This window comes from Xanthobacter sp. BG11Y11_SDJG, from assembly GCF_057364445.1.
The window spans coordinates 1-11,468 of sequence record NZ_JBNFNU010000110.1 but is presented as its reverse complement, the minus strand read 5'-3'; the positions used below and the strand labels follow the sequence as shown (position 1 = coordinate 11,468).

9 protein-coding genes and 4 pseudogenes are annotated in these 11,468 nt (G+C 69.7%); 7 read left to right on the top strand and 6 right to left on the bottom strand.

The features are described 5' to 3' along the window. From AC2W7M_RS11365 to AC2W7M_RS11345, 5 genes and pseudogenes are all read right to left on the bottom strand, one after another. Positions 1-1,300 (bottom strand): annotated as a pseudogene (locus AC2W7M_RS11365) (mannitol dehydrogenase family protein); the annotation flags it as partial. Then, positions 1,297-2,703 (bottom strand): glucuronate isomerase, encoded by a 1,407-nt coding sequence (gene uxaC, locus AC2W7M_RS11360; RefSeq protein ID WP_486132458.1) that lies wholly within the window; start codon positions 2,701-2,703, stop codon positions 1,297-1,299. The pseudogene AC2W7M_RS11365 and the gene uxaC, both read right to left, overlap by 4 nt. A gap of 178 nt (positions 2,704-2,881) precedes the next feature. Next, positions 2,882-3,049, bottom strand: a pseudogene (locus AC2W7M_RS11355) (hypothetical protein); the annotation flags it as partial. Further along, positions 2,982-3,209 (bottom strand): FCD domain-containing protein, encoded by a 228-nt coding sequence (locus tag AC2W7M_RS11350; protein WP_486132457.1) that lies wholly within the window; start codon positions 3,207-3,209, stop codon positions 2,982-2,984. The gene AC2W7M_RS11350 and the pseudogene AC2W7M_RS11355, both read right to left, overlap by 68 nt. Next, positions 3,203-3,595: a GntR family transcriptional regulator gene (locus AC2W7M_RS11345; protein ID WP_486132456.1), complete on the bottom strand. Its 393-nt coding sequence runs from the start codon at positions 3,593-3,595 to the stop codon at positions 3,203-3,205. The genes AC2W7M_RS11350 and AC2W7M_RS11345 overlap by 7 nt, the downstream gene beginning before the upstream one ends. Positions 3,596-3,762: 167 nt before the next feature. Between AC2W7M_RS11345 and AC2W7M_RS11340 the strand changes: the two are divergent. Further along, positions 3,763-5,300 (top strand): annotated as a pseudogene (locus AC2W7M_RS11340) (UxaA family hydrolase). A gap of 14 nt (positions 5,301-5,314) precedes the next feature. On the opposite strand, the pseudogene AC2W7M_RS11335 reads toward AC2W7M_RS11340, so the two are convergent. Beyond that, positions 5,315-6,011, bottom strand: a pseudogene (locus AC2W7M_RS11335) (GntR family transcriptional regulator). A gap of 167 nt (positions 6,012-6,178) precedes the next feature. On the opposite strand from AC2W7M_RS11335, the gene AC2W7M_RS11330 reads away from it, so the two are divergent. From AC2W7M_RS11330 to AC2W7M_RS11305, 6 genes are all read left to right on the top strand, one after another. Then, complete coding sequence (locus AC2W7M_RS11330) at positions 6,179-7,156, top strand: TRAP transporter substrate-binding protein (protein WP_486132455.1); 978 nt, start codon at positions 6,179-6,181, stop codon at positions 7,154-7,156. A gap of 133 nt (positions 7,157-7,289) precedes the next feature. Beyond that, positions 7,290-7,823: a TRAP transporter small permease gene (locus AC2W7M_RS11325; protein ID WP_486132459.1), complete on the top strand. Its 534-nt coding sequence runs from the start codon at positions 7,290-7,292 to the stop codon at positions 7,821-7,823. Between the two features lie 14 nt (positions 7,824-7,837). Next, positions 7,838-9,118, top strand: coding sequence for a TRAP transporter large permease (locus AC2W7M_RS11320; RefSeq protein WP_486132454.1), 1,281 nt, complete (start codon positions 7,838-7,840; stop codon positions 9,116-9,118). 34 nt (positions 9,119-9,152) lie between these two features. Continuing rightward, positions 9,153-9,992, top strand: coding sequence for a 5-dehydro-4-deoxy-D-glucuronate isomerase (gene kduI / locus AC2W7M_RS11315; RefSeq protein WP_486132453.1), 840 nt, complete (start codon positions 9,153-9,155; stop codon positions 9,990-9,992). Then, positions 9,989-10,753, top strand: coding sequence for a 2-dehydro-3-deoxy-D-gluconate 5-dehydrogenase KduD (kduD, locus tag AC2W7M_RS11310; RefSeq protein ID WP_486132452.1), 765 nt, complete (start codon positions 9,989-9,991; stop codon positions 10,751-10,753). Before kduI ends, kduD begins: the two co-directional genes overlap by 4 nt. A gap of 17 nt (positions 10,754-10,770) precedes the next feature. Beyond that, the gene (locus AC2W7M_RS11305) at positions 10,771-11,112 is read left to right on the top strand and encodes a cupin domain-containing protein (RefSeq protein ID WP_486132451.1); all 342 of its coding nucleotides are present in this window, start codon (positions 10,771-10,773) and stop codon (positions 11,110-11,112) included. Positions 11,113-11,468: the final 356 nt, after the last annotated feature.

Sequence of the window (11,468 nt, the reverse complement as noted above, 5' to 3'; positions counted from 1 at the left end):
CGGCGAGCGGGTCGCGCACGTCAATGGCGCGGCCCTGCTCGTCCCGGCCGGTGACGTAGCGCATCCAGCCGGCGACGGCCAAGGCCAGAAGCGCGATGGGCGCGCCGGCCGCGAGCCGGTCGCGGGCGGTGGCGACGAGGCGCTGCGGCAGCTTCTGCGAGCCGTCCATGGCGATCTGCCAGGTGCGGTGCCTGAGCGCCGGATTGCGGAAGCGTTCGCGCAGCGCCCTCTTGTAGCCCGCAAGGTCGGCGCCGGGCGGCACCGCGAGGGTCGGCGTGATCTCCTCGTCCTGGAGCCGTTCGACGAGGCGGGCGAACGGCGCATCCGCCATCGTGTCGGCGATGGTCTCGTGGCCGGCGAGATAGCCCAGATACGCGAGGGTGGAATGGGCGCCGTTGAGCAGGCGCAGCTTCATATGCTCGTAGGGCGCGACGTCCGCCACCATCTCGACGCCCACCTCCTCCAGAGGTGGCCGGCCGGCGGGGAAGCGGTCCTCGACCACCCACTGGCTGAACGGCTCGGCCATCACCGGCCAGGCGTCGGCGACGCCGAGGCGCTCGGCCACCAAAGCGCGGTCGGCGTCGGTGGTGGCGGGCACGATGCGGTCCACCATGGTGGAGGGAACGCCACCTCGCCTTCCACGAAGCGGCCGAGATCGGCGTCGCGCAGCGCCGCGAGGCGCGCCGTGACGCGGGCGACGGTGGCGCCGTTGGCCGGCAGGTTGTCGCAGCACAGGACGGTGAAGGGCGCGGTGCCGGCGGCGCGGCGGCGGGCCAGCGCCTCCACCAGGAAGCCGGGTGCGCTCCGCGGGCGCCGGAGGTCGGCGAGGTCGGCGCGGATGTCGGGGTGGGCCTCGTCCAAAGTGCCGTTTGCCGGGTCGTGGCAATAGCCCTTCTCGGTCACGGTCAGGGTGACGATGCGCACCTTCGGGTCGCACATGGCGGCGAGCAGCGCCTCCGGCTCGCGCGGGGCGACGAGCAGGCGCCGCAGCGATCCCACCACGCGCAGCGCGTCGCCCGCGCCCGAGCGGACGGCGAGCGTGTAGAGGGAGTCCTGGGGCGCGAGGGCATCGAACGTGTCGGCCGCGCGCAGGCTCGCCCCGGCGACGGCCCAGCCTTTGGCGCCGCGCGCCATCACGTCGTCCAGATAGACCGCCTGGTGCGCCCGGTGGAAGGCGCCGACGCCGAGATGCACCACCCCCCACCTCGGCGGCGGCCACATCATAGGCCGGCCGGGCCACGCCCGCGGGCAGGTCGGCCAGCGCCTTCAGCGACAGGCGCGCCGCGCCCTCCCCGCTCACAGCTTGTACGCCCGCTTGGCGAGCCCGTAAGCGAGGTCGCGCGCCACCTCCACCGCCTCGTCCTCGTCAAGACGGTGCTCGCAGACGAGGCCGGCGAGGAAGCCGCAATCGATGCGCCGCGCCACGTTGTGGCGGGCCGGGATGGAGGGGAAGGCGCGGGTGTCGTCGTTGAAGCCGACCGTGTTGTAGAAGCCCGCCGTCTCGGTGGTCATCTCGCGGAAGCGCTTCATCCCCTCCGGGCTGTCGTGGAACCACCAGGCCGGCCCGAGCCGCAGCGCCGGATAGTGGCCGGCGAGCGGCGCCAGCTCGCGCGCATAGGCGGTCTCGTCCAGGGTGAAGAGGATGACCGTGAGGTCCTTTTCGTTGCCGAAGCGCTCCAGAAGCGGACGCAGCGCACGCACATAGTCGGTGGCGGTGGGAACGTCCGCGCCCATGTCGCGGCCGTGGCGGGCGAAGACGGCGCCGTTGTGGTTGCGCAGCGCGCCGGGATGGATCTGCAGCACCAGCCCGTCATCGAGGCTCATGGCCGCCATCTCGGTGAGCATCTGGCCGCGAAACAGCTCTGCGTCCTCCGGCGAGACCGCCGCATTGCCGGTGACGCGCCGGAACAGCGCCTCCGCCTCCACAGGGCCAAGATCGAAGGTGGCGGCGGTGGGGTGGCCGTGGTCCGAGGAGGTGGCGCCGAAGCTCCTGAAGAATGCGCGCCGCTTGCGGTGGGCCTCAAGATAGCCCTGGTAGGAGAAGGTGTCCTCGCCCGTCATCTCGCCGAGCTTGCCGAGGTTGTCGCGGAAGCCCTCGAACTCGGGGTCCACCACCGGATCCGGCCGGTAGGCGGTGACGACCCGCCCGCCCCAGCTGGAATCGCGGATCATGGCGTGCCACTTCAATTCGTCGAGCGGGCTTTCGGTGGTGGCGATCACCTCGATGTTGAAGCGTTCGAACAGCGCGCGCGGCCGGTAGTCGTCGCGGGCCAGGTGCTCGGCGATGATGTCGTAGTGGCGGTCCGCATTGTGCGGGCCGAGCCGCTCTTCGAGGCCGAACAGGGTGGCGAAGGCGTGGTCCAGCCACAGCCGCGTGGGGGTGCCGCGGAACAGGTGATAGTGCGCCGCGAACAGGCGCCAGATGGCGCGCCCATCCTGCTCGGTGGCGCCGCCGTCGCGCCGCGGCACGCCCAGCGCCTCCAGCGGCACGCCCTGGCTATAAAGCATGCGGAAGACATAGTGGTCCGGCACCACGAACAGCCGCGCCGGATCGGGGAACGGCGCGTTCTCGGCATACCAGCGCGGATCGGTGTGGCCGTGCGGCGAGACGATGGGCAGGGTCTCGACCTCGGCCAGGAGGCGCCGCGCCACCGCGCGCACGTTCGGATCGGCCGGCAGCAGGCGGTCGGGATGATTGAGCATTCTCAGAGGGTCCTGATGCGGGGGGCGGGCGGGTCGCCCGCGCGTCGGCGCGGATTTCGGCTTCCGCGAAAATAGTCGGGATAGCCGCCACCAGCCCGGCGATGCTGGGGATGACCCGGCCGAGATGGACGGCGACCGCGGCCTCGGCCGCGTCGGCGTTGCCGGCGGCGATGGCCTCGACGATGGCGGCATGCTCGGCAATGACGCTGGCGCGCCGCTCGGCCGCCGGCAAGGTGAGCAGCCGGGCAGCGGTCCCACCTGCGCCTTCTCCTGGCGGATCACGCGCCAGATGTTGGGGTGCCGGCCAGCTCCGCGATCGCCTGGTGGAACGCCTCGTCGGCGGCATGGAAGGCGGGAAGGTCGCGCGCCTTGTGGCTGGCGCGCTGGCGCGCGAGCAAGGCCTTGAGGTCGGCGAGGAGGTCCTTGCGCGCCTTCTCCGACGCTCCCGCCACCTTGAGGGCGGCCTCGCGCACCGCCGTGCGCTCCAGCGACTGGCGGATCACCATGCGTCGCGAACCGAGGGCAGCGAGATGCGCGAGACGAAGGTGCCGTATTGGGGAAAGATGTCCACCAGCCGCTCGTCGGCGAGCTTCAGCACCGCCTCGCGAACCGGCGTGCGGGAGACGCCGTAGGCGAGCGCGATCTGCTTTTCCTGCACCGCCGCGCCCGGGGTCCACTCCATGGCGATGATCTTCTCGCGCAGCGCCTCGTGGATGCGCGCCGAGGCGGGGACGGCGCGGACATTCTCGATCGGGGCGGGGCCGCCGCGGCTGCGGATGGCGGTCCTGCGCGCATCGTCCTTGCGCGCGTCGTCCTTGCGCGCGTCGTCCTTGCGCGCTTCCGCCTTGAGAGCTTCCGCTTTGCGGGCCGCGTCGTTGCGAGCTTCGTCCACCGCGTCCTGCCCCTCCCTCGACGCCCGCCGCTGCGGCGCTTTTCCCTGCCGCGCCTTCCAAGGGGAAGACGAAAGGCGGGGGGCGACGCTCTTGCGAACGCTTCAATGCTAATATATTAGCATATCAAAGACGTCAACGCGGCGCTGCCGCGGCGTGAGGAGGAAGCGTGGCTCAGGTGGCGGTGGCGGGCCTTTCCCCGCGGACCCTGCGTCTGTCCGAAAAGGACAATCTCGCCGTGGCGCTCGACCCGGTTCCGGAAGGGACGATGGTCGAGGGCGTCACCGCGCGGGCACGCATCCCCAAGGGCCACAAGGTCGCGCTCGCCCCCATCGCCGAGGGCGCGCCGGTGGTGAAGTTCGGGCAGATCATCGGCTTCGCCTCGCAGCCCATCGCGCCGGGCGACCACATCCACACCCACAACGTGGCCCTGCACGACTTCGCGCGCGACTATGCGTTCGCCGCCGATGCCCATGCGGACGCGCTGCTGCCGGCGGCGGAGCGCGCCACGTTCGAGGGCTTCCGCCGCTCCAACGGGCGCACCGGCACGCGCAATTATCTCGGCATCCTCACCAGCGTGAACTGCTCGGCCTCGGTGGCGCGCTTCGCCGCCGCGGAGCTGGAGCGCTCGGGCGCGCTCGCGGACTTTCCCGGCATCGACGGCATCGTGCCGATCATCCACGGCACCGGCTGCGGCATGGCCTCCAAGGGCGAGGGCTTCGACGTGCTCTCGCGAACGCTGTGGGGCTACGCCACTCATCCCAATTTCGCCGCCGTGGTGATGGTGGGGCTCGGCTGCGAGATGTTCCAGATCGCCCGCTTCAAGTCCGACTACGGCATCGACGAAAGCGACGGCTTCCGCACCCTCACCATCCAGGAGGAGGGCGGCACGCGGCGCACGGTCGCGCACATTGTCGGCGCGCTCACCGAGATGCTGCCCAAGGCCGCCGCCGCGCGGCGCGAGACGCGGCCGGCCTCCGAGATCGTGCTGGCGCTCCAGTGCGGCGGCTCGGACGGCTATTCCGCGCTCACCGCCAACCCCGCCCTCGGCGTCGCCTCCGACCTCCTGGTGGCTAATGGCGGCACCTCGATCCTGTCCGAGACGCCGGAGATCTACGGCGCCGAACACCTGCTCACGCGCCGCGCGGCAACGCGCGAAGTGGGCGAGAAGCTGGTCGCCCGCATCAAGTGGTGGGAGGACTACACCGCCCGCAATGCCGGCGAGATGAACAACAACCCCTCGCCCGGCAACAAGGCCGGCGGGCTCACCACCATCCTGGAGAAGTCGCTGGGCGCCGCCGCCAAGGGCGGTTTCGCCACGCTGCGCGAGGTCTACGAATATGCCGAGCCGGTGACGGCGCCGGGCTTCGTGTTCATGGACACGCCGGGCTACGATCCCGTGGCGGCGACCGGGCAGGTGGCGGGCGGAGCCAATGTCATCTGCTTCACCACCGGGCGCGGCTCCGCCTTCGGCTGCAAGCCCGTGCCATCGCTCAAGCTCGCCACCAACTCCGACATCTTTCGCAAGATGGAGGAGGACATGGACATCAATTGCGGCGACGTGCTGGAGGGCGTGTCGCTGGAGGACAAGGGCCGCGAGATCCTCGACGCCGTGCTGGCCACGGCCTCCGGCACCCGCACCAAGTCCGAGGCGCTCGGCTACGGCGACGCCGATTCGTGCCCTGGCAGATCGGCGCGGTGATGTGATGGCCCGCGCGGCGCTACTCGAACAGCTCGGGGTGCTCGGCCTCCACCTTCGGCAAAGCGCGCAGGATTTCCGTCAGATGCAGGCGCATGGCCTCGGCCGCGCGTCCGGGTCGCGGGCGTCGATGGCGGCCATCACCGCCTGGTGCTGGCGACCAGCGGCAGCATGGCGTCGGCGCCGGGAAGGGTGAGGTGGCAGGCGCGGTCCATGTGGGCCTTGATGTCGCCCACCGCCTCCCAGGCCAGCGGACAGCCAGCGCCCTCGGCGAGGGCGGCGTGGAACATCTCGTCATAGCGCTGGAAGGCCACATGGTCGCCGCGGCGGGCGGTCTTCTCCTGCAGGTCGATGAGGTCGCCGATGCGCTGGCGCGCCATGGGGTCGAACGCTTCCGCCGCGCGCCGCGCGACGGCGCATTCCACCGCCTCGCGCACGAAGCGGGCCTCCATCATCTTCTTCACCGAGATCTTCACCACCACGGTGCCGCGCTGGGGCAGGATATCCACCAGGCGGGTGCGTGCGAGGCCGATGAGCGCCTCGCGCACCGGCTGGCGCGAGACGCCGTGCCGCAGCGCAATCTCCTGCTCGGACAGCCGTGTGCCCGGCTTGAGTTCCAGGGCCACGATCGCGCGCCTCAGCTCCGCCTCCAGGCGGTGCGCCGCCGATCCCTGCGCGGCCGCATTGATGGCGTCCATCGCGCGCCTCCTCTGTTGCATACCAGTGAACACTACCATACAATTGTCGCCCAAGAAGGAAAATCGCCCCCTGCGGCGGCAATCCGGGCCCGGCGGCGCAGCGCGCGCGGGTCGACCGTCCTCGGTGAGGCCAAGCCGCCTTGTGGTCAAGACCAAACAAGACTGACAGTCGAGAAGGGAGAACGCCCATGCTGAACCGACGCCACGCTTTCGCACTGGCCGCGCTGCTGTGTGCCGCGCCGGCCTTGCCCGCCTTCGCGCAGACCACGCTGAAGTCCGCCGACATCCATCCGGATGGCTACCCCACCGTCGAGGCGGTGAAGTATTTCGGCGAGCTGGTGGAGAAGAAGACCAACGGCAAGTACAAGGTGCAGCTCTTCTTCTCCGGCCAGCTGGGCGGCGAGAAGGACACCATCGAGCAGACCCGCTTCGGCGTGATCGACCTCAACCGCATCAACACCGCCCCGTTCAACAACCTGATCCCCGAGACGGCGGTGCTCGGCATGCCGTTCCTGTTCCGCTCGGTGGACCACATGTACAAGGTGGTGGACGGCCCGATCGGCGACGAGATCGCCAAGGCGTTCGAGCCCCAGGGCCTCGTGGTGCTCGGCTTCTTCGACAGCGGCGCGCGCTCGATCTACAATTCCAAGAAGCCCATCAAGACGCTCGCCGACATGAAGGGCATGAAGATCCGCGTGCAGCAGTCGGACCTCTTCATCTCCATGATCAACGCGCTCGGCGCCAATGCGACGCCGATCCCGTTCGGCGAGGTCTATTCCGCGCTGCAGACCGGCCTCGTGGACGGCGCCGAGAACAACTATCCCTCCTATGATTCCGTGAAGCACTACGAGGTGGCGAAGTATTATTCGCTCACCGAGCACTCGCTGGCGCCGGAAGTGTTCGTGATGTCCAAGCGCTCCTGGGACAAGCTGACGCCGGACGAGCAGAAGGCGTTCAAGGAGGCCGGCAAGGAGGCCACCAAGAAGATGCGCGAGCTGTGGGCCAAGCGGGACGCGGAGGCCAAGGAGCGCGTGGTCAAGGGCGGCGCCATGATCAACGAGGTGGACAAGAAGCCGTTCATCGACGCCATGGCGCCGGTCTACGACAAGTTCGTGACCTCCGAGAAGATGAAGGACCTCGTGAACCGCATCAAGGCGGTGCAGTGAGCCTCCCGCCCCCGGCCCCGCGCCGGGGGCGCGCACCGCGCGGCGGTGCGCCGAACGCGCTGCCGCCGGACCGGGACGACACGCCATGAAAGCCGAAACGCTGCCCGCCGCAGCCCTGGAGAGAGCCGACCCCATGGGGACATTTCCCGCGCTCCGCCCGCTGCAGCGGCTGGTGAGCCTCCTCTCGCGGATCGCGCTGTGGATTTCCGGTGCCGGCCTCGTCCTGATGACGGGGGTGGTGTTCTGGCAGGTGATCGGCCGCTACGTGCTCAATTCCTCGCCCAGCTGGACCGAGCCGTTCTCGCTGCTGCTCATGAGCTGGTTCATCCTGCTCGGCGCCGCGGTGGGGGTGCGCGAACGCGTGCATCTCGGCTTCGAGATCGGCCTGCACTTCGCCCCGCCGAAAGTGCGCCGGGCGATGGAAATCGCCACCAACCTTCTGGTCATGGGCTTCGGCTGCGCCATGGCCATCTATGGCTGGGAGCTCGCCATGGGCACCTGGAGCGCCAAGATGGCGGGCATCGACCTGCCCCAGGGCGTCGACTATCTGCCGCTGGTGGGCGGCGGCGCGCTGATCGCCCTGTTCTCCCTCGAAAAGCTCATCGAGGACCTCGCGGGCGTCGAGGAGCCGCCCGTTCCGCTCCACGCCGAGCATCCCATCGACTGAGCCGGAAGCGCGCCATGGCCATCACCGTCCTGTTCGGCGTCTTCGCCACCCTCCTGCTGATCGGCATGCCCGTGGCGTTCTGCCTCGGCCTCGCCTCGGTGGCCACCGTTGTCTATCTCGGCCTGCCGCCCATCGTCGTCTTCCAGCAGATGAATTCGGGCATGAACGCGTTCTCGATGCTGGCGATCCCGTTCTTCATCTTCGCCGGCGATCTCATGATGCGCGGCGGCATCGCCGACCGGCTCATCGGCATGGCGGCGGCCCTCGTCGGCCACCTGCGCGGCGGCCTCGGCCAGGTGAACGTGGTGGCCTCCACCTTGTTCGGCGGCATCTCCGGCTCGGCGGTGGCGGACGCCTCGGCCATCGGCGGCATCATGATCCCGCAGATGGCGCGCCACGGTTATGCCAGGGACTATGCGGTCAACGTGACGGTGAACTCGGCCATCATCGCGCTGATGATCCCGCCGTCGCACAACATGATCATCTATTCGCTGTCGGCGGGCGGCACCATCTCCATCGCCGATCTGTTCACCGCCGGCATCGTGCCGGGCGTCCTGCTCGCCGCGGCGCTCATGGTCACGGCCTATGTGGTGGCGCGCAACCGCGGCTATCCGGCCGGCACCTTCCCCGGCTGGTACGGCGTGCTGCGCGCGGTGGTGGCGGCGGTGCCGGGCATCCTGCTCATCGGCATCATCTTCGGCGGCGTGCGCTCGGGCATCTTCACCGCCACGGAAAGCTCCTGCATCGCCGTGATCTACGCGCTGCTGGTGACGACGCTGGTCTACCGGGAGATGGACTGGAGCGCCTTCGTCGAGGCGACGCTGGGCGCGGTGCGCACCACCGCCATGGTGCTTCTGGTGATCGGCACGGCCGCCTCGTTCGGCTGGCTCATGGCCTTCCTGCAGGTGCCGAAGGCGACCATCGAGCTGATGCAGTCGCTCTCGTCCAACCCCTACGTCATCCTGCTGCTCATCAACGTCATCCTGCTCATCCTCGGCACCTTCATGGACATGGCGCCGATGATCATCATCTGCACGCCGATCTTCCTGCCGCTGGTGAAGGCGTTCGGCATCGATCCGGTGCATTTCGGCGTGATCCTGATCCTCAATGCCGGCATCGGCCTCAACACGCCGCCGGTGGGCTCGGTGCTGTTCGTGGGCTGCGCCGTGGGCAAGATCACCATCGGCGAGGCCATGAAGACCATCTGGCCGTTCTTCGGCGCCTCGGTGGCGGTGCTGCTGCTCGTCACCTACATCCCCGGCCTTTCGCTCTGGCTCCCGGCGCTGTTCCGCTGAGCCTTCATCCCCCGCTTTCGCAAGAGGTTCCGCCATGAAGATCGACGTGCGCCAGGTGCATCACCCCGAGGCGGTGCGCGCCTTCGACACCGAGGCGCTGCGCCGCAACTTCCTGGTGGAGGACCTGTTCGAGGCGGGGCGCATCCGCCTCACCTACAGCCATGTGGAGCGCTTCATCATCGGCGGCGCGGTGCCGCTGATGGCGCCGCTCGCGCTCGGCTCCGACAAGGCCACCATCGGCTCGCCCCACTTCCTCGACCGGCGCGAACTGGGCGTGTTCAACATCGGCGGGCCGGGCGCGATCACGGCGGACGGCGCGGCGTTCCCGCTCGGCCACCGCGACGCGGCCTATGTGGCCATGGGCACGAAGGAGGTCGCCTTCTTCTCCGACGACGCAGGCAATCCGGCGCGCTTCTACCTGCTCTCCACCCCCGCGCATGCGCGCTACGAGACCAAGGTGGTGAAGGTGGCGGACGCCAAGCAGATGCCGCTCGGCGACCAGGCGACCGCCAACAAGCGCACCATCTTCCAGATGATCCATCCGGACGTGGTGAAGTCCTGCCAATTGGTGATGGGCATGACGCAGCTCGCCGAGGGCAACATCTGGAACACCATGCCCTGCCACGTCCACGACCGGCGCTCGGAGGTCTATCTCTATTTCGACCTCGCCGACGACGCCCGCGTCATCCACCTGATGGGCGAGCCGGACGAGACGCGCCACATCGTGGTGGCGGACGGGCAGGCGGTGATCTCGCCGCCCTGGTCGATCCATTCCGGCTGCGGCACCCGCGCCTACACCTTCATCTGGGGCATGGGCGGCGACAATATCGACTATACCGACATGGACATGGTGCCCATGGCGGAGCTGAGGTGAGCGCCGTGGCCTCGCCGTTCGATCTCTCCGGCCGCCGGGCGATCGTGACCGGCGCCAATACCGGCCTCGGCCAGGCGGTGGCCGTGGCGCTGGCTAAGGCCGGCGCCGGCATCGTCGCCGTCGGCCGCTCGGCCATGGACGAGACCGGCGACCTGGTGCGGCAGGCGGGCGCGGCCTTCACCGAGGTGCGGGCCGACCTGTCGAGCCTGGAGCCGGTGGCGCGCATCGTCGAGACCGCCGCGGCGGGCGGGCGCGTCGACATCCTGGTCAACAATGCCGGCATCATCCGCCGCGCCGACGCCATCGACTTCACGGAGAAGGACTGGGACGACGTGATGAACGTCAACCTGAAGTCCGCCTTCTTCCTCACCCAGGCGGTGGCGCGCGGCATGCTTGCGGACGGGGCCGGCGGCAAGGTGATCAACATCGCCTCGCTGCTCTCCTTCCAGGGCGGCATCCGCATTCCCTCCTACACCGCCAGCAAGAGCGGGCTCGCGGGCCTCACGCGCCTGCTCGCCTGCGAGTGGGCGGGCCGGGGCATCAATGTGAACGCCATCGCGCCCGGCTATTTCGTCACCAACAATACCGAGGCCCTGCGCGAGGACCCCGAGCGCTCCGCCGCCATCCTCGCCCGCATCCCGGCGGGGAAATGGGGCGACCCGTCGGACCTCGGCGGGGCGGCGGTGTTCCTGGCCTCCAAGGCCGCCGACTATGTGCACGGCATCGTGCTGCCGGTGGACGGCGGCTGGCTCGCGCGCTGAGACAGAAAGGCATGACCATGAAGGGCGACGTCTTCGCTTTCGCCGACCAGGTGCCGGTGGAGGTTCTGGACGCGGTGGTGAGCCGGCAGGTGCTCACCTTCAACGACGAGATCATGCTGGTGCGCGTCATCGCCCGCGCGCCGGGCCCCATGGGCGCGCCCCATTCCCATCCCCACGTGCAGATCACCAGCGTGGAGAGCGGCGTGTTCGAGCTGACCATCGGCGGCCGGGTGGAGCGCCTGAAGGCGGGCGACAGCTTCTACGTGCCCTCCGGCGTGCACCACGGCGCGGTCTGCCTCGAGCCGGGCGTGCTGGTGGACGTGTTCACGCCCATGCGCGCGGATTTCGTGAAGGGGTAGGGGCGCTGAAAGAGTAGGGGCGCGCCGCGATCCGGACGCTCCTCCCCTCTCCCCTTGCGGGAGAGGGCGGGGTGGAGGGTGCGCCGGGCGAGAAGCGACCGCTGGGTGCGTGGCTGCGCCGCGCTCCCTCACCCCGCCCCTCTCCCACGAGGGGAGAGGGGGCGCGAACGGGGATGTTGTCCCAGGCAATTCGGCGAGACCTTCTCCTGGAGAAGCAGGAACCTGGCGCGTCTTATGCTCCCGCCTTCGCGGCGAGCGCCGCGCCGAGCGCGTCCGGATCGCCGTCGATCCGCAGGACCTTGACCCGCGCGGTGGGCGCCGGAGGCGAGCGTGACGCGCGCCGGAGCCGACGCCGG

Bases quoted from the DNA above. Each gene is read 5' to 3' on its own strand.
- AC2W7M_RS11330 (WP_486132455.1), top strand. From the start codon at position 6,179: ATGCTGAACCGACGCCACGCTTTCGCACTGGCCGCGCTGCTGTGTGCC.
- AC2W7M_RS11350 (WP_486132457.1), bottom strand. From the start codon at position 3,209: ATGGTGATCCGCCAGTCGCTGGAGCGCACGGCGGTGCGCGAGGCCGCC.
- uxaC (WP_486132458.1), bottom strand. From the start codon at position 2,703: ATGCTCAATCATCCCGACCGCCTGCTGCCGGCCGATCCGAACGTGCGC.
- kduI (WP_486132453.1), top strand. From the start codon at position 9,153: ATGAAGATCGACGTGCGCCAGGTGCATCACCCCGAGGCGGTGCGCGCC.
- AC2W7M_RS11320 (WP_486132454.1), top strand. From the start codon at position 7,838: ATGGCCATCACCGTCCTGTTCGGCGTCTTCGCCACCCTCCTGCTGATC.
- AC2W7M_RS11305 (WP_486132451.1), top strand. From the start codon at position 10,771: ATGAAGGGCGACGTCTTCGCTTTCGCCGACCAGGTGCCGGTGGAGGTT.
- AC2W7M_RS11325 (WP_486132459.1), top strand. From the start codon at position 7,290: ATGGGGACATTTCCCGCGCTCCGCCCGCTGCAGCGGCTGGTGAGCCTC.